The sequence below is a fragment of the Allobosea rubneri genome (genome assembly GCF_032464875.1).
In the GTDB taxonomy this organism is placed as follows: Bacteria; Pseudomonadota; Alphaproteobacteria; order Rhizobiales; family Beijerinckiaceae; genus Allobosea; species Allobosea rubneri.
In genome coordinates this window covers 1-17,102 of the sequence record NZ_JAWDID010000023.1, presented here as the reverse complement: position 1 = coordinate 17,102, position 17,102 = coordinate 1, and the positions used below count along the sequence as shown (strand labels likewise).

At 69.5% G+C, this 17,102-nt stretch carries 15 protein-coding genes; 7 read left to right on the top strand and 8 right to left on the bottom strand.

Translation table 11 applies throughout. The annotated features are described in order from the left end of the window. Positions 1 to 82: 82 nt before the first annotated feature. From RKE40_RS15790 to RKE40_RS15775, 4 genes are read right to left on the bottom strand one after another with little or no spacing between them, the layout of a single operon-like run. Complete coding sequence (locus tag RKE40_RS15790) at positions 83 to 1,324, bottom strand: dihydrolipoamide acetyltransferase family protein (protein WP_316019186.1); 1,242 nt, start codon at positions 1,322 to 1,324, stop codon at positions 83 to 85. Continuing rightward, positions 1,324 to 2,346, bottom strand: coding sequence for an alpha-ketoacid dehydrogenase subunit beta (locus RKE40_RS15785; protein WP_291646031.1), 1,023 nt, complete (start codon positions 2,344 to 2,346; stop codon positions 1,324 to 1,326). Before RKE40_RS15785 ends, RKE40_RS15790 begins: the two co-directional genes overlap by 1 nt. Next, positions 2,336 to 3,358 (bottom strand): thiamine pyrophosphate-dependent dehydrogenase E1 component subunit alpha, encoded by a 1,023-nt coding sequence (locus RKE40_RS15780; RefSeq protein WP_316019185.1) that lies wholly within the window; start codon positions 3,356 to 3,358, stop codon positions 2,336 to 2,338. Before RKE40_RS15780 ends, RKE40_RS15785 begins: the two co-directional genes overlap by 11 nt. Continuing rightward, positions 3,355 to 4,710 (bottom strand): NAD(P)H-dependent oxidoreductase, encoded by a 1,356-nt coding sequence (locus RKE40_RS15775; RefSeq protein WP_316019184.1) that lies wholly within the window; start codon positions 4,708 to 4,710, stop codon positions 3,355 to 3,357. Before RKE40_RS15775 ends, RKE40_RS15780 begins: the two co-directional genes overlap by 4 nt. 131 nt (positions 4,711 to 4,841) lie before the next feature. Between RKE40_RS15775 and RKE40_RS15770 the strand changes: the two genes are divergently transcribed. The 4 genes from RKE40_RS15770 (at position 4,842) to RKE40_RS15755 (ending at position 9,072) form a co-directional block, all read left to right on the top strand. Beyond that, positions 4,842 to 5,861 carry a sugar-binding transcriptional regulator gene (locus RKE40_RS15770; protein WP_316019183.1) on the top strand — a complete coding sequence of 340 codons (1,020 nt, stop codon included), beginning with the start codon at positions 4,842 to 4,844 and terminating at the stop codon, positions 5,859 to 5,861. After that, the gene (locus RKE40_RS15765) at positions 5,854 to 6,267 is read left to right on the top strand and encodes a hypothetical protein (protein WP_316019182.1); all 414 of its coding nucleotides are present in this window, start codon (positions 5,854 to 5,856) and stop codon (positions 6,265 to 6,267) included. The genes RKE40_RS15770 and RKE40_RS15765 overlap by 8 nt, the downstream gene beginning before the upstream one ends. Before the next feature lie 175 nt (positions 6,268 to 6,442). Then, entirely contained in the window at positions 6,443 to 7,324 is an 882-nt protein-coding gene (locus tag RKE40_RS15760; RefSeq protein ID WP_316019181.1) for a formylglycine-generating enzyme family protein, read from the top strand. Positions 7,325 to 7,431: 107 nt separating this feature from the next. Continuing rightward, positions 7,432 to 9,072 carry an FMN-binding glutamate synthase family protein gene (locus RKE40_RS15755; RefSeq protein WP_316019180.1) on the top strand — a complete coding sequence of 547 codons (1,641 nt, stop codon included), beginning with the start codon at positions 7,432 to 7,434 and terminating at the stop codon, positions 9,070 to 9,072. A gap of 50 nt (positions 9,073 to 9,122) precedes the next feature. Here RKE40_RS15755 and RKE40_RS15750 read toward each other — a convergent pair whose 3' ends face one another. Beyond that, positions 9,123 to 11,018 carry a heavy metal translocating P-type ATPase gene (locus RKE40_RS15750; protein ID WP_316019179.1) on the bottom strand — a complete coding sequence of 632 codons (1,896 nt, stop codon included), beginning with the start codon at positions 11,016 to 11,018 and terminating at the stop codon, positions 9,123 to 9,125. Positions 11,019 to 11,190: 172 nt separating this feature from the next. Between RKE40_RS15750 and RKE40_RS15745 the strand changes: the two genes are divergently transcribed. Further along, positions 11,191 to 11,865 carry an HAD family hydrolase gene (locus tag RKE40_RS15745; protein ID WP_316019178.1) on the top strand — a complete coding sequence of 225 codons (675 nt, stop codon included), beginning with the start codon at positions 11,191 to 11,193 and terminating at the stop codon, positions 11,863 to 11,865. Positions 11,866 to 11,900: 35 nt separating this feature from the next. On the opposite strand, the gene RKE40_RS15740 is transcribed toward RKE40_RS15745, so the two are convergent. After that, positions 11,901 to 12,632, bottom strand: a complete 732-nt coding sequence (locus RKE40_RS15740) for a response regulator (protein ID WP_316019177.1) — start codon at positions 12,630 to 12,632, stop codon at positions 11,901 to 11,903. Positions 12,633 to 12,773: 141 nt separating this feature from the next. On the opposite strand from RKE40_RS15740, the gene RKE40_RS15735 reads away from it, so the two are divergent. Both RKE40_RS15735 and RKE40_RS15730 read left to right on the top strand, forming a co-directional pair. After that, a complete protein-coding gene (locus tag RKE40_RS15735) occupies positions 12,774 to 13,529 on the top strand; it encodes a Crp/Fnr family transcriptional regulator (RefSeq protein ID WP_316019247.1) in 756 nt (251 codons plus the stop codon). A 16-nt stretch (positions 13,530 to 13,545) separates the two neighbouring features. Then, positions 13,546 to 15,465 carry a PAS domain S-box protein gene (locus tag RKE40_RS15730; protein WP_316019176.1) on the top strand — a complete coding sequence of 640 codons (1,920 nt, stop codon included), beginning with the start codon at positions 13,546 to 13,548 and terminating at the stop codon, positions 15,463 to 15,465. Positions 15,466 to 15,580: 115 nt separating this feature from the next. Here the strand turns inward: RKE40_RS15730 and RKE40_RS15725 are convergent, their stop codons facing one another. Together RKE40_RS15725 and RKE40_RS15720 are read right to left on the bottom strand one after the other, a co-directional pair. Continuing rightward, on the bottom strand, positions 15,581 to 16,594 hold the full coding sequence (locus RKE40_RS15725; protein WP_316019175.1) for a DUF6925 family protein: 1,014 nt from the start codon (positions 16,592 to 16,594) through the stop codon (positions 15,581 to 15,583). Then, the coding region (locus RKE40_RS15720; RefSeq protein WP_316019174.1) for an ABC transporter ATP-binding protein at positions 16,591 to 17,102 on the bottom strand (512 nt) is incomplete at its 5' end. The genes RKE40_RS15720 and RKE40_RS15725, both read right to left, overlap by 4 nt.

Below are 17,102 nucleotides of genomic sequence, written 5' to 3'. Positions count from 1 at the left end.
ACGGACGATCTTCGTCACTGCTGGCTATCAGTTCGTCTTTCCCGCCACCATGCCGCATCGCCGGCATGGTGGCCTGCATCCCTCACAAGAGCACTTCCGGGTTCTCCAGCGCCTCGCGCAGATCGGCCATGAAGCGCGCCGCCGTCACTCCGTCGATGATGCGATGGTCCGATGACAGCGTGAAGTTCGCCATCGGCCGCAGCACGATCTGCCCGTCCCGGCCGACCGGCTTCTCGACCGTGCGGCCGACGGCCAGGATCGCGCCCTGCGGCGGGTTGATGATCGCGGTGAAGCTGTCGACGCCGTACATGCCGAGATTGGAGATGGTGAAGGTGCCGCCGCCGAGCTCGGCCGGCGTCAGGCTGCGCTTCGCCACCCCCTCGCGCAGCCGCGCGAACTCGCGCGCCATGGCCGGCATGTCCATCGTGCCGGCGTCGCGCAACACCGGCACGACGAGATCACCTTCGCGCTCCATGGCGATGCCGACATCGATGCGCTGATGGAAGCGCGTCGCCTCGCCTTCCGCCGAGGCGTTGAGCAGCGGGTGATGGCCGAGCACGCCGGCGGCGATCCGGGCGATCAGCACGGTCAGGCTCGGCTTCGGCGCGCCGATCCGCTCATGCCGCGGAGCGAGTCGGCGCAGCAGCGCTTGCGCGGCGCTCATCTCGATTTCGCTGGTGAGGTAGAAATGCGGCGCCGTGCGCATGCTCTCCGAAAGCCGCGTCGCAACGATGCGGCGAATGGCGGAGAAGGGCTTCAGCGTTTCGGCCGGGGCTTCGGCGCTGCGGCAGATCGCGGCGGCGCCATCGACTGCGACCGGTGCGGGAGCTGCCACCGCAGCGATATGGCTGCGGACATCGGCCTCGCCGATCCGCCCGCGCGGCCCGGAGCCGGCAATGGTCCTGAGGTCGATGCCGTTCTGGCGCGCGACGCGGCGCGCGAGAGGCGTGGCGCGCAAGCCCGCTGGAGCAGCGCCGGCAACGACGCCATTGCTCGCCTGGTTCGCAACGACTGCGGCCGCTGCGGCGAGCTGCGGAGCGGGCATCGCGGCAGGCTTGGCCGCCGGTGCCGCATCCTGCGCCTCGCCGTCGAGATAGATCCAGGCGACGGGTGTGCCGACCGCGATGGCGATGCCGGTCTCGGCCCGGATGCGGCGGATGGCCCCACTCGCCGGCGCCTCGACCTCCATCACCGCCTTGTTGGTGCCGATCTCGAAGATCGTTTCGCCCTGGCGGACCTGATCGCCCTCCTTGACGTGCCAAGCCTCGATCGTGCCGGTCTCCATGTCCATGTCGACCTTGGGGAGGATGACCTCGACCGGCATCAGGCCTCTCCGCGGCGCAGGAGGTTGAGCGCGGCGGCGAAGATGTCGTCCTCCTGCGGCACCGCCGCCTTCTCCAGCACCGGATTATAGGGGATCGGCGCATCGACTCCGCCGAGGCGGACGATCGGCGCGTCGAGGAAGTCGAAGACCTCGCTTTCGGCGATCATGGCGGAAATCTCCGCGCCGATGCCCATGGTCTTGACGCCCTCATAGACCACCATCAGCCGGTGGGTCTTGCGCACGCTTTCGGCGATCGTGGTGAAGTCGATCGGGCGGATCGAGCGCAGGTCGATCACTTCCGCCGAAACGCCCTCATCCGCGAGCCGGGCCGCGGCTGCCTGCGCCTTCAGCGCCATGATCGAGGAGCCGACGATGGTGATGTCGGTGCCTTCGCGGCGGATCGCCGCCTTGCCGATCGGCACGCGATAGGGCTCGGCCGGGACATGGCCCTTGGTCTTGTAGAGCAGCTTGTGCTCGAAGATCATGACGGGGTTCGGGTCGTCGATCGCCGCCAGCAGCATGCCCTTGGCATCGTGCGGCGTGCTCGGCTGCAGCACCTTCAGCCCCGGCACATGGGCGAACCAGGCTTCAAGGCTCTGGCTGTGCTGGGCGGCGGCGCCGGTGCCCGAGCCGCCGGGCAGCCGCACCACCATCGGCACGCTCGCCTTGCCGCCGAACATGAAGCGGATCTTCGCCGCCTGGTTGACCAGCTGCTCCATGGCGAGGGTGACGAAATCCGAGAACTGGATCTCGACCACCGGCCGCATGCCGGTGATCGCGGCGCCGACCGCCGCCCCGGCGATGCCGAGCTCGCTGATCGGCGTGTCGATGACGCGCTCGGCGCCGAAGCGGTGGACGAGATCGCCGGAGACGCCGAAGGCGCCGCCATAGACACCGACATCCTCGCCGAACAGGAAGACTCGGCTGTCGGCCTCCATCGCCTGGGCCAGCGCCTCGCGCACTGCTTCGGCATAGGAAAGCTCGCGCAGCTCCGCGGGCGCTTCGATCAGCTCAGATGGCATAGACGTCACGGGTCAGGTCTTTCGGATCGGGGTCCGGGCAGGTGCGGGCGAACTCGACGGCAGCGTCGATCTCGCGCTGGGCATCCTCTTCGAGCTTCATCAGCGCGGCAGCGTCGAAACGGTCATGCGCCTTGAGCTCGTCCTCTAGCCGCCGGATCGGGTCCTGGGCGCGCCATTCCTCGATCTCTTCCTTGCTGCGGTAGAGATTGCGATCGCTCTTGGAATGGCCGCGCCAGCGATAGGTCTTGCACTCGATCAGCGAGGGGCCGTCGCCCTGGCGTGCCCGCGCCACCGCTTCGCGCGCCACCGCGGCGACGCCGGCGAGATCGTTGCCGTCGAGGCAATGGCCCGGCATCGCATAGGCGCTCGCCCGGTCGGCGACATTGGCGACGGCCATGGCGCGGGCGATGTCCATCGACATCCCGTATTTGTTGTTCTCGCAGACGAAGACGACCGGCAGCTTCCAGATCGAGGCCATGTTGAGCGCCTCGTGGAAGGCGCCCTCGTTCGAGGCGCCGTCGCCGAAGAAGACCATGCAGACCCGGCCGTTCTTCTGCGCCTTGATGCTCATGCCGACGCCGACCGCGATCGGCAGGCCGCCGCCGACGATGCCGTTGGCGCCGAGATTGCCGCCCTCGACATCGGCGATGTGCATCGAGCCGCCGCGGCCCTTGCAGTAGCCGGTCTCCTTGCCGAAGAACTCGGCGAACATCAGCTTCGGCTCGGCGCCGCGCGCGATGCAGTGGCCATGGCCGCGATGGGTCGAAAGGATGTAGTCCTGCGCCTGCAGCGGCAGGGTCGTGCCGACCGCGCTGGCCTCCTGGCCGATCGAGAGATGCATCGTGCCGTGGATCAGCCCGCGCATATAGCTCGCCTCGGCCGCCTCCTCGAACTTCCGGATCAGGTGCATCCGGGTCAGCGCGGTACGCAGCGTCGCATCGTCGAGCGCCGCGAGCTCCGGCCGCTGGTTCGGCCGCGCGATCTGCGCAGCGTCTGTCTTGATGTCGTTCATGCCTGGATTCCCCCGCCGAGCGCGGCGACCATCGCGTCCTGCGCCCGTCGCACCTCGACGATCTTCAAGCGCTGGTCGGGCGTCGCATCGGCCAGCGTGATCAGCTCGCCCTTGCGCACCGCCCGCGTCACCGCCGCGCCCTGGGCGAGCCCGATCGGCAGGGCGTTGCGCGCCTGCGCATCGGCCCGCGACAGCGCAAAGCCGCGATAGGCATACTCGCCGATCGCATCGAGCGTCTCGCCGACGGAAAGGTCGCGCTTGGCGACGCAGCCGACCTCGGCGCTCGGCACCGGCAGCGGGCGCATATGAGACAGCCCGAACAGCACCGCGGCCGCCGCCGAGAGCGGCACTTCCAGGCTGGTCAGGTGGTAGGGACGGAAGAAGGAGTAATACGGCCCCGGCCCGAGATGCAGGTCGCTCATCCGCTCGCGCACCCTGGGATGGCGCATCTCGGCGACACAGAACACGCCGGGCGCGACGCCCTTGGCGACGGTGAAGTCGACGACGCCCTTGCGGGAGAGCAGGCCACCCTCCTCCTTCGGGCAGAAATAGTTCTGCAGCTCGGCGCGCGGCGCCTCCGGGCCGTGCATGCCCGGGATGTCGGGCACGAAGCCGCAGGCATTGGCGATCGCGACCATCTCGACCATGGTCTTCGAGCCGTCGACGAACTCGACCAGCATGCGCGGATTCATGTTCCGCCGGGTCGCTTCCTCGACATAGTCGGCGGGCACCGCATCGATCCGGAACGGGTTGTTCTTGCCCTTGCCGGCGGCGACCACCGGATAGCCCATGGCGCGGACGAAATTGATCAGCTCCATGGCGGCGGCAGGCTCGTCGCCGGCGCCGAGCGTGTAGACGACGCCCGCCTTCGCCGCCTCGGCCGCGAGGTAGGAGCCGATGGTGATGTCGGCTTCGACATTCATCATCACGATGTGCTTGCGCGCCGCGATCGCGGCCAGCGCCACCCGAGAGCCGGCTTCGGGGTTGCCGGTGGCGTCGATGATCACGTCGACGGCCGGCGAATTGCAGATGAGATCGAGCGAGGTGGTCGCTGCGATGCGGCCCTTGCGCTGGGCGGCCTCGATCCCGGCCGCATCGGAGACGATGTCGGCAGCGGAGCCGGCGAGCGCCGCCGCCTGTGCCACGCGTTCCGGCGCGATGTCGGCGACCGCCGCGATCGCGATACCGGGCATCTGCGCGATCTGCACGACGATATCGGTGCCCATCTGGCCGGCGCCGATCAGCCCGACACGGACCGGCCTGCCGGCGCGCTCGCGCTGTTCGAGCGCCTCGGCCAGCGTCAGGCCGGCCGTCGGCGATGCGCCCATCGGGGGCGAGAATGCAGCCGCCATCGTCAGATCATCTCCGCCCGGAAAGATGTTTCTTGGAACATATGTTCATCTAATCAGACAAAAGATCATTGCGCCGACGCTGTCAAGCGATCAGGATCGCGGTGGGATTGCCGAACCCGCGGCGGACAGCGATGGTGCGCCGCGATGACCGGGAGACCGACGGGGAGTTCATGGCGCTGGAAGACGAAACCCGTGCGGCAACGGAGCTCGTCGCGGACGACAAGGTCCGCGCGGCCTGGCTCTATTATGTCGAGGGCCTGACGCAGGAGCAGATCGCCGAGGCGCTCGGCCTGAGCCGCATCAAGGTCGTGCGCATCCTCGCCGCCGCCCGCAACGAAGGCATCGTCCGTATCCGCATCGATGCGCGCTCGGCGCGGCAGGCCGCGCTGGAGCGCGGCCTCGTCACCAGCTTCGGGCTCGAAGAGGCGATCGTCGTACCGGCGGCGCGCGATGCCGCCAGCATCCCCGCTCTGGTCGGCTACGCCGCCGGGCTCTGGCTCTCGGACATGCTGCGGGACAACATGTCGCTCGCCGTCGGCTGGGGCGAAACCCTCCATCAGGCGCTGCGTGGCATGCAGCCGCGCCAGATCGAGGCGATGTCGGTGGTCTCGCTGCTCGGCGGCCTGACCCATTCGCGCAGCATCAATCCCTCGGCCGTGGCGCGCCGCGTCGCCGATATGTTCGGCGCCGACTGCTTCCAGCTGACGGCACCGGTCTTCGTCTCCAGCGCCGAGATTCGCGACGCGCTCTGGGGTGAGCCGACCCTGCGCGACCTGCTGGCTCGCGCCCGCGCCGCCGATGTCGCCCTGCTCAGCATCGGCAGCCTCGGGCGGGACTCGACCCTGTTCCGCGAAGGGCTCGTGCCGGAATCGGATCTTGAATCGCTGAGGGCTGCCGGTGCGGTCGGCGACCTGCTCTGCCATTTCATCGACGCCGAGGGCAGGCCGGTCGACCATCCCGTGAACCGGCGCATCATGGCGGTGAACCCGTCGGAGCTGACCGGGATCGGCCTCGTCGCCATTGCCGGCGGCGGCACCAACAAGGCGCCGGCGATCCGGGCCGCCCTGCGAGCCAGCGCGGCAAAGGTTCTGATCACCGATGAGGGCGCCGCCGACGCGCTGTTGGCGAGCGTGGGGCAGAAGCATGGCTGAGCGGGGCGAAGGTGGCGGGCCGCGGCGGCCGATCGGCGCGGGTACGTCGAAGGCGGGCAATCTGCAGCAACTGGCGCGCCATTCGCTGCAGTTCCGGCCTTCGGATGTGCGCCTCGTGCTTGAGCGGGTGCATTCGCATCTGGTCAAGCCGCGGATGAGCGCCGAGGAACTGCTCGACGTGGTGCGCGGCCTCGGCTTCGACAGTGTCGAGGCCTTCGGCACCCGCATCGGGCTCGAGCAGCGCACGGCCGAGAGCTGGTCGCGCTACGGCCTGTCGCGCGACGCCGCGCAGATCCTCCTCGCTTTGCTCGGCTATCGCCAGCGCCTGGTCGAGGCGATGGACGACTTCGAGAAGGAGACGCAGATCCCGCTCGACGGCTTCTTCGAGAACCACAAGCTGCCCTGACCCCAACGAAGCGCTGCGCGATTTAGCCTGCCTGCCTTGACAGGTGCCGGCGCAGATTGCTGCTGAGGCCGGCACCAGCGCCCGATAGCGGAGACTTGCGTTGACGACGACCGAGCCCAAACCGGGCTGCTGCGGCATTTCCAGCGTGCGTCTACCTGCGGCGAAGCCAGCCGGCATGGTTCAGACCGCCTCCGGCGCGGGCCACGACGCGACGGTCACGGTCGCGATCCCGGCCGGGCGCGCCGAGATCGGTACCGACCAGCCGGTCTTTCCGCTCGATGGCGAGGGCCCGCGACGCTTCGCCGAGCTGCCGGCCTATCGGATGGACGAAGCGGCGGTGACCAATGCCCGCTTCGCCGCCTTCGTCGGCGCGACCGGCTATGTCAGCGAGGCCGAGGAGTATGGCTGGTCCTTCGTCTTCGAGCGCGATGTCGTCGGGTCTGCAGCGGCCCTGCAGCGGCCGGACGGCGCGCCCTGGTGGTGCCGCGTCGACGGGGCGAGCTGGCGCCAGCCGGCGGGGCCGGGATCGACGATCGAGCAGCGCCTCGACCATCCGGTCGTCCATGTCTCGCATCGCGATGCGCTCGCCTTCGCCGGCTGGGCCGGGGGGCGCCTGCCGAGCGAGGCCGAATGGGAGCATGCCGCCCGCGGCGGCATGAAAGGTGCGCGCTATCCCTGGGGCGACGAGGAACCCGGCGACGCGGGGCCTTATCCCTGCAATATCTGGCAGGGCAGCTTTCCGCAGGTCGACAGCGCGGCGGACGGCTATCGCGGCACGGCTCCGGCCCGGTCCTTTCCGCCCAATGGCTACGGGCTTCACAATATGTGCGGCAATGTCTGGGAGTGGTGCGCCGAGCCCTTCCGCGTCCGCTCGCTGAAGCGGGCTGCCCAGCAGCTCAACCGCGAAGCGGCGAGCGAGCGCCGGCAGGTGCTGAAGGGCGGCTCCTTCCTCTGCCATCGCTCCTATTGCCATCGCTACCGGATCGCTGCCCGCATCGGCTCGGCGCCGGATTCGAGCACCAGCCATATGGGTTTTCGCCTCGTCTACCCGGCCTGACGCATCGCGCGCGCAGCAAGGAGGGCCGATGCCGGCCGTGCCGCCGGCACCTGGGCATTGTCCCGCCCGCGATTTTGTCCGAGGCTCGGCCGCGCCCCGCCAGGGGCATGCATCTTTTACGAGGTCCGGCCGTCTTGCCCATTTCGCTGTTCAATCGCTACGCCGCGCTTGCCGGCTGCATCGCCGTCGCGCTCGGCTCGCTCCTGCTGCTGCCGCTCTGGTCCTGGCTCTGGCCGCTGACGCTGGTCGCCGGCCTGCTGTCGGCGATCGGAATCTACGATCTCTTGCAGACGCAGCATGCGGTGCTGCGCAATTATCCGATCCTCGGGCACATCCGTTACCTCGTCGAAGGCATCCGCCCGGAGATTCGGCAATATCTGCTCGAAAGCGACGATGACCGGCTACCCTTCTCGCGCAGCCAGCGCTCGCTGATCTATGCCCGCGCCAAGAACGAGGATGGCGACCGCCCCTTCGGCACCATGGTCGACGTCTATGCCGGCGGCTGCGAGTTCATCGGCCATTCGATGCGCCCGGCGGCGGTCGGCGATCCCGCGGGCTTCCGCATCGAGATCGGCGGGCCGCAATGCAGCCAGCCCTATTCCGGCTCGGTGCTGAACATCTCGGCGATGAGCTTCGGCTCGCTCAGCGCCAATGCGATCCGGGCGCTGAATCGCGGTGCCAAGGCCGGCAACTTCGCCCATGACACCGGCGAGGGCAGCATCAGCCCCTATCACCGCGAGAATGGCGGCGACCTGATCTGGGAGCTCGGCAGCGGCTATTTCGGCTGCCGCACCGCGGATGGGCATTTCGACCCGGAGCGCTTCGCTGCCCAGGCGCGCGATCCGCAGGTCAAGATGGTCGAGATCAAGCTCAGCCAGGGCGCCAAGCCCGGCCATGGCGGCATCCTGCCGGCCCACAAGGTCAGCCGCGAGATCGCCCTGACCCGCGGCGTGCCGGAGGGCGTGACCTGCGTCTCGCCGGCGCGCCACAGCGCCTTCTCGACGCCGATCGAGATGATGCAGTTCATCGCCAGGCTACGCGAATTGTCGGGCGGCAAGCCGGTCGGCTTCAAGCTTTGCCTCGGCCATCCCTGGGAGTTCATGGGCATCGTCAAGGCGATGCTCGCCACCGGCATCCTGCCCGACTTCATCGTCGTCGACGGCGCCGAGGGCGGCACCGGCGCGGCGCCCGTCGAATTCACCGACCATCTCGGCGTGCCCCTGCGCGAAGGCCTGCTCTTCGTCCACAACACGCTGGTCGGCACCAATCTGCGCAGCCGTATCCGCCTCGGCGCCAGCGGCAAGGTGGTCAGCGCCTTCGACATGGCCAGCGTCCTCGCCATCGGCGCCGACTGGGTGAATTCGGCACGCGGCTTCATGTTCGCCATCGGCTGCATCCAGTCGCAGAGCTGCCATACCAATCGCTGCCCGACCGGTGTCGCGACACAGGACGCGCTGCGCCAGCGCGCCCTCGTCGTGCCAGACAAGGCGCAGCGCGTGCACAATTTCCACCGCAACACCCTGAAGGCGCTGGCCGAGATGCTCGCCGCCGCCGGCGTCAGCCACCCCTCCGAGCTTGGGCCGCACCATCTGGTGCGCCGCACCAGCACGACCGAGATCAAGCTGTTCTCGCAGCTCCACCGCTTCCTCGAACCGGGCAGCCTGCTCGAGAAGGGCGTCGACGGCGAGTTCTATGCCTCGGCCTGGAAGCTCGCCAGCGCCGAGAGCTTTGACGCGATCAGGGCCTGAGAAGGGGGCGGCCGACTGGCCATTCTGGCCGGAGACGAACCCGCCAACTCCTAGCGCAGCGCGCGCAGGGCGTTGAGGATCACGACGATGTCGATCGCCTCCTGGAACAGCGCGCCGTGGACCGGCGGGAGATAGCCCAGGGCCGCGACCAGCATGCCGAGCACGGAGAGCCCGAGCCCGACGAAGACGCTCTGCAGGGCGATCATGCGCGTCCGCCGCGCCGAGGCGAGCGCCTTCGCCAGCGGCTCCAGCGCATCGACCAGCAGGACGACGCCCGCCGCCTCGGAGGAAGCGGCGGCACCGCGCGCGCCCATCGCGACGCCGACGCTCGCCGCCGCCAGCGCGGGCGCGTCATTGACGCCGTCGCCGACCATCATCACCGGCCCGGCCCGCTCTTCATCCCGGATGACCGCGACCTTGCCTTCGGGCGTCAGATCGCCGAGCACCGTATCGACCCCGAGGCTCGCCCCGACCGCACGCGCGATCTCGCCGACATCGCCGGAGGCGAGCACGATCCGCTCGACCCCCGCCTGTCGCAGGGTTTCGAGCGTCCCCCGCGCATCCTCGCGGAGCTGGTCCTGCAGCAGGATGACGCCAGCCAGCACCCCATCGGCGGCGACCGCCACCATCAGCGCGCCCGGCGGCGCGTCGGCGGCGAGCGCATCGGCATCCCCGCCGGTGCTGCGCCGGCCGACATAACCGCCACCACCGAGCGCGACGCGCCGGTCGCCGACCTTGCCCTCGATGCCCTTGCCGGGCGTCTCCGCGATCTCCGTTGGCGGCTTCAGCGCCAGCCCGGCCTCGGTCGCCGCCTTGATCAGCGAGGTCGCGACGACATGCGCCGAAGCCTGGTCGAGGCTCGCCGCCAGTGCCAGGACCTCGTCCTGCGAGAAGCCGTTGACCGCGCGGATGCCGATGATCGTCGGCCGGCCTTGCGTCACCGTCCCGGTCTTGTCGAGCACCGCGATGCGAATGCGCGCCAGCGCCTCCAGCACGCCGCCATCCTTGACCAGCGCGCCGCTGCGGGCGCTCTTCGAGATGCCGGAGATGATCGCGACGGGAACCGCGAGGATCAGCGGACATGGCGTCGCGACGACCAGCACGGCGAGCGCCCGGATCGGATCGCCGCTGAACAGCCAGGCGGCGCCGGCTATGGCCAGGGTCAGCACGAGGAAACCGATGGCGTAGCGGTCGGCCAGCCGCGCCATCGGCGCCTTGCTCTCCTGCGCCTGCTCGACCAGCCGGACGATGCCGGCATAGGTGCTTTCCGCCGCCGGACGGCTGGCGATCAGATCGAAGGGCGCTCCGACGAGGGTCGCACCGCTCAGCGCATCCATGCCGCGTTCGAGGGTCTGCGGCAGCGATTCTCCGGTCAGCGCCGACAGATCGAGCACCGCGACGCCCTCGGCGACATGCCCGTCGACCGGCAGCACATCGCCGGTGCGGATCAGCAAACGGTCGCCCTGGCGCAGCTCGGCGGTCGGCACCTCCTCCAGCCCGCCATCGCGATAGCGCATCGCGGTGAAGGCGACGCGGCCGAGCAGGGACGACATCTCCCGTCGCGCCCGCCCCTGCGCGTAGGCTTCGAGCAATTGCCCGCCGGCATACATCAGCGCGACGACATTGCCGGCGAGCGCCTCGCCGAACAGCAATGCCGCGCTCATCGACAGGGCGGCGACGATGTCGAGCCCGACATCGCCCCGGCGCAGGGAACCGGCGATCTGCACCAGCAGGGCGGCGAGGACGGGCAGCGTCGCGAGCGTCCAGGCCCAGCCGGCATCCGCGCCGCGCCACCAGAGGGCACCGCCGACGACCAGACCAGCCAGCGCGATCGCGACCAGCGACAGGTCGAGCCGCTCCCGCCAGAGACTGGAGAGACGCATGCGCTGCGGGCCGGTTCTTGGCCCGGCCTCGACATCAGCCTTGTCGACCTTCGTCTCCGGCACCGGCGCGCCTCCATCGACTGCTCGGCCAGCATTGTCGCAGGCGCCAAGGTCGTCCGGCCAGCCACCCTGCGCAACCCCGATGCCCGCCCTGCGGCGCTTGACCCCGGCGGCGGCAAGGTGAACTGGTGCCTGATCGGGCCGGCCGGTTTCCGGCCAGGGAGCGAAGATCAAGATGCAGGCTGTGCCATTGAGCGTCGTGCTCGACTTCGACGGGGTCATCGTCGATTCCGTCGAGATCAAGTCGCAGGCCTTCCAGGACGCCTATCCCGAGGCGACGCCGGAGCAGCGCAGCGAGATCGACCGCTATCACCACGCCCATGGCGGCGTCAGCCGGCGCGAAAAGTTCCGCCATTTCGAGGTCGCGCTGTTCGGGCGCGGGGCCGACCCGGCCGCGATCGAGGCCCTGGCGGAGCGCTACCGCGCCATCGTCTACGAGAAGGTCGTCGCCTGTCGGCTGATCCCGGGCGCGCTCGAATTCCTGAACGAGGCGGCTGCACGCCTGCCGCTGCATCTGGTCTCCGGGACGCCGCAGGAGGAACTCGAGGCGATCGTCGAGCGTCGCGGCCTGCGCCACTTCTTCCAGCGCGTCATTGGCGCGCCGACCCTGAAGCCGGCAGCCTTCGCTACGCTCGCCGCCGAGCATGGCCATGATCCCAGCCGCATGGTCGCGATCGGCGATTCGACCACCGAATTCCACGCCGCCCGCAGCCTGGGCATGCCCTTCGTCGGCATCGTTGCCGAAGGGATAGCCAACCCGTTCCCGCCCGCGACCCCGGTTCTGCCCGACATGACCGGACTGTCGCGCGTGCTCGGCCTCACCAACGCCCTGGCCGACGCCGCGCGCTGACCGCGTGTGCGGCGGCACGGAGCAGGTTCGGCGCTTCAGTCGGCGGGCCTGCCGGTGAAGACATAGCCGACGCCGCGCACCGACTTGATCAGGGTCGGCGCCTTCGGGTCAGGCTCGACCTTCTTGCGGAGCCTGGCGATCTGCGCGTCGATCGACCGGTCGAAGACCTCGTGCGTGCGCCCGCGGGTACGCTCCATCAGCATGTCGCGGGAAAACACCCGCCCGGGATGGCCCGCCAGCACCGCCAGAATGTCGAACTCGCCGGTGGTCAACATGATCTCGGCCCCGGCGGGGTCGAGCAATTGCCGCCGCGCCAGATCGAGCTGCCAGCCGTCGAAGCGAATGAGCTCGCCTGTCGCTTTCGGGGCGGGCGGCTCAGCGCGCGGCCGGCGGCGCAGCACCGTTCGCAGCCGGGCCAGCACCTCGCGCAGATGGAACGGCTTGGGGATGTAATCGTCGGCGCCGATCTCGAGCCCGACGATGCGGTCGACGACATCGTCGCGGCCGGTCAGCATGATGATCGGCAGGTCGGAACCGGCGCGAATCTCGCGTGCCAGCATCAGCCCGTCCTCGCCGCCTGGCAGGACGAGATCGAGCAGGACGATGTCGACCCCGCCGCGCTGCAGCGTCTCGCGCATGCCGCGGCCGTCGCCGACCGCGCTGACGCGATAGCCCTCGCCCTCGAAATAGCGGATCAGCATCTGCCGGATGCGGGGGTCGTCGTCGACGACGAGGATGTGCTCGGCACGGCTCTGCGATTCAGCCATGGCTGGATAGGGACGAAAGCGGGCGGGCCAAGGCTGTTACAATCCGTTGCAATTCAGCACGCACGGTAACATGCGCATCGTTCCGGCGTCACGCAGGCGCGTTCAATTGCCACCATCGGATCGGAGACGAAGACGGTGGCCATGATCATTGCAAGCGCGGTTTCCAGCCTGCCGGGGCATGCCCCGATCCTCGCCGGCACCCCGGCTGAGCCCAGCCTGCGCGGCCTGTTCGCAGGCCAGCCGCTCGAGAGCCTCGAGCCCGGCGCGACGCTGTTCTGGGAAGGTGACCGGTCGCGGCATGTCTTCGAGGTGCTGAAGGGCGTACTGCGGCTCTACCGCATCCTGCCGGACGGGCGCCGGATCATCGTCGGTTTCGCCCAGGAGGGCGACATCATCGGCCTCGCTCCGGACGAGCATTGCCCGGCCACGGCCGAGCCGGTGAGCGAGGTCAGCCTGCGCCGGATCGAGCGCTGCCGCTTCCGCGCCCTGACCGAGGCATCGCCCGCCCTGACCCGCGAATTCATCGCCGCGCTCTGCGAGGAGGTCGCCGCCGCGCAGGAGCATGCGATGCTGCTCGCCCGCCGCGGCGCCGAGGAGCGGGTCTGCGGCTTCCTGCTGCGGCAGATGCAGCGCTTCGCCGAAGGCGGCAAGTCCGCGGCCTCGATCCCGCTTCCGATGAGCCGCACCGACATCGCCGACCATCTCGGCCTGACCATCGAGACGGTCTCGCGCACCTTCACCAATCTAACGCAGCGCGGCGTGATCGCGCCCGAAGGGCGGCACGCCCTGGCGATTCGCCGGCCGGCGACGCTCGCCCGGCTTGCCGGCGCTGAAGACGACACCGATACTTCGCCCCGCGGCACGGGCGCGGCACGGCTGGCCGCCTGGCCCCACTGATCCCTCGCGAGGCCGGATGACCAGCGCAACCCAACCGAAAGCCACGAGCTGGGGCAGCATCGACGAGCTCGTCCGGATTCTCGACGGCGCCAACATCGTCGTCCACGATCTCGAAGGCCGGATCGCGCGCTGGACCGCCGGCTGCGAACAGCTCTACGGCTGGAGTGCCGCGGAAGCGGTGGGGCGCAATGTCCAGGAACTGCTCGGCACTGTCTGCGAGGGCTCGCCGGAGGCGATGGCTGCCCGGCTGCGGGATCAGGGCACTTGGCATGGCGAGCTGCGGCAGAGGCATCGCAGCGGCCGCCCGGTCTTCGTCGCCAGCCGCTGCGTCGCCCTGCTGCCGGATGGCGCCGCCGATCCGGTGATCGTCGCCAAGAATATCGACATCAGCGACCTGAAATACGCCCAGGACGATCTCGCCGCCCGCGAATCGCATCTGCGCTCGATCCTCGAAACCGTGCCCGAGGCGATGGTCGTGATCGACGACGCCGGCGAGATGATCTCCTTCAGCAAGGCGGCGGAAAAGCTGTTCGGCTACAGCGCCGACGAGGTCTGCGGCCGCAATGTCCGCCTGCTCATGCCCAATCCCGATCGCGATCGGCATGACGGCTATATCGCGCGTTACGTCGCGACCGGCGAGCGCCGCATCATCGGCTTCGGCCGCGTCGTCACCGGCCAGCGCAAGGACGGCACCACCTTCCCGATGGAGCTTGCCATCGGCGAGGCCGCGACCAATGGCAAGCGCATCTTCACCGGCTTCATCCGGGACCTGACGAGCCGCCACAAGATGGAGGAGGAATTGCGCCAGGCCCAGAAGATGGAAGCGGTCGGCCAGCTCACCGGCGGCATCGCCCATGACTTCAACAACCTGCTGACGGTGATCAGCGGCAATCTCGAGATGATCGAGCGCCGCCTCGACGACAAGGATCTGCGCGTGCTGCTGCGCGAGGCGCAGGATGCAGCCGAGGACGGCGCCAAGCTGACCGGCCAGCTGCTCGCCTTCGGCCGGCGCCAGACGCTCACGCCCAAGCTCACCGATATCGGCCAGCTCGTCTCGAATTTCGCTGACCTGCTGCGACGCACACTCGGCGAAGCCATCGAATTGCGCACCGTCGTCACCGGCGCCGGGCACACCGCCCTCGTCGATGGCGCGCAGTTGCAGAACGCCTTACTCAATCTCGCGCTCAACGCGCGCGATGCGATGCCGCGCGGCGGCCGCCTCACGGTCGAGATCTCGCGCCGGCGGCTCGATGCCGACTACGCCCAGGAGCATCCGCAGCTACGCATCGGCGATTATGTCCTGCTCAGCGTCGCCGATACCGGGATCGGCATGAGCGCCGAGGTGCAGCAGCGTGCCTTCGAGCCGTTCTTCACCACCAAGGGTGTCGGCGCCGGCACCGGGCTCGGCCTCAGCATGGCCTTCGGCTTCGCCCGCCAGTCAGGCGGCGATCTCCAGCTCCAGAGCGAGCTCGGCAAGGGCACGACGCTGCAGCTTTTCCTGCCGGCTGCCGCGCCTGCTCCGGTGCAGCCGGAGCAACTGCCGGAAGAAGCCCGGCCCGCAGCCAGCCAGCCGCAGAGCCGCGAACTGATCCTGGTGGTCGAGGACGACGCCAGGGTGAGGCGGGTGGCGGTCGCCAGACTCGAGACCGAGGGCTATCGCGTCATCGAAGCTGCGACAGGAGCCCAGGCGCTCGCCTTGCTCGGGCAGCATCCCGAGATCGATCTGCTCTTCACCGATATCGTGATGCCCGGCGGCATGCTCGGCGACGAGCTGGCCAAGGAGGCACGTGCGCTTCGCCCGGAGATCAAGGTGCTGTTCACCTCCGGCTATGCCGAACCCGGGCTGCCGGGGCGCGACCTCGCCGAGGGCGGCTGGCTGAAGAAACCCTATACGGCGCGCGAGCTGGCCACGCGGCTTCGCGAGCTGCTCGACTGAGGCGAGTAACTGGTCCGCCGCTCGTCCAGAGTCGGCGCCTGCGAATCTCCCGCGAGCCCGCAAGAAGTTAGGCTTCTCCGGCAGCGGTTCGGCCCCCGCCGGGCGACGCCTCGTTTCAGCCGTGGCCGTAATCGTCGGCGTCGGCTGCGGGCTCCTCCTTCTCGCCGCTCTCGCCTTCGAGCAGGGCAAGCCAGTCGCTGGCCGGGGGACGCTCGCTCTGAACCAGCTGCCGCAGCAGCACCCTGGCGGCGTGCCTGCCGAAGCGATCATCCGGGATCGCGGCCGCATCGGCCGGAGCGCCTGAGGCCATGGCCGCCGCGAGCCGCGACTTCAGGGCGAGCAGCCGGACATCGCCGTATTCGTCGAGCATCGCCTGGAAGGCGTCATGGGCCTGCTGGTCCCAGGGCTGGCGACGGCCGAGCGCGTCCTTGAGCGAATGGGCCGGCACGAGATGGGCGCAGGGCACGAAACCGTCGGGCACCGGCTCGGTCGCGGCATGGGTGCGGCCCGAGCGCAACAGCTTCGGCAGGACATGGGTGTGCGGGCCTTCGGGGCTTTTGCCGTCGGCCGGCGGGATCGGCTGGTAGACTTCGCAGCGGCCGAAGCGCGCCGTGAAGACGCGATGCGGCCCGGCGGCGACGATCGCGCCCATGGCGGGATTGCCGGGCTCGAACAGCGAGCGCCCGGCGGCCGAGCGCAGCACGCCGATCAGGCTGGGATCGGGGGTTCGGATGCAGATGTCGGCCTGCAGCGTGCCGAGCCCCATGTCGAACAGGATGCCGCCCCGGTCCTGCGGCCGGAGCGCCTCGCTGTCGGGGCCGAGCTCGGTCAGGGCCGTACGGCGGTTCATGGCGCAGGCATCGGCCGGCAGGCAGAGCGCGATGCGGTGGCTCCAGCTCTGGCCGATCGCGGTTTCCGAGGCAAAGAGCCGGACGGCGGAGAGATCGCCGAAACCGACGCCGCCACGCGTAGTGGTCGCCGCGAGCCGGCTATGCTCGTCGGTCAGCACGAAAGCCTCGTTGGGATCGCGCTGGAACTCGGCGATAGCGCCGAAGGTACCGAGATTCCATTGCGAGCTCTGCGTCCGCAACTGCTCACGGATGAAGCCGGTGATGTCGCTCTTCGTCATGAGAATGTCTCGTCTTTGCGGGGAATCGCCCGCCAGGGCAGGGCATAGGGCTGGCCGTCATGTTCGCCGCGCGCGACCTCGATGCCGAAGGCCCGGGCGAGATTGGCGTCGCCGAGGACGGAATCGGGGGAGCCGTCCGCGAGCACGCGGCCCTGATCGAGCAGGACGAGACGGTCGCAGAAGCGCCCGGCGAGGCTGAGATCGTGCAGAACGACGACCACGCCGGCGCCGGCATGCGCGGTGCGCCGCAGCAGCGCCATCGACTCGAGCTGGTGCAGCGGGTCGAGCCCGGCGAGCGGCTCGTCCGCCAGCAGCATCGGGGCTTCGACCGCGAGCGCCCGCGCCAGCAGGACGCGCATGCGCTCGCCGCCCGAGAGGCTGTCGAGCGTGCGCTCGGCGAAGGCGGTGACATCGGCGGCGTCCATGGCGCGCGCGATCGCGGCCCGGTCGGACGGTCCGAGATCGGCGAAGGGGCGGCGAGCGCATGCGCGTCCTGCTGGCGCGGGCG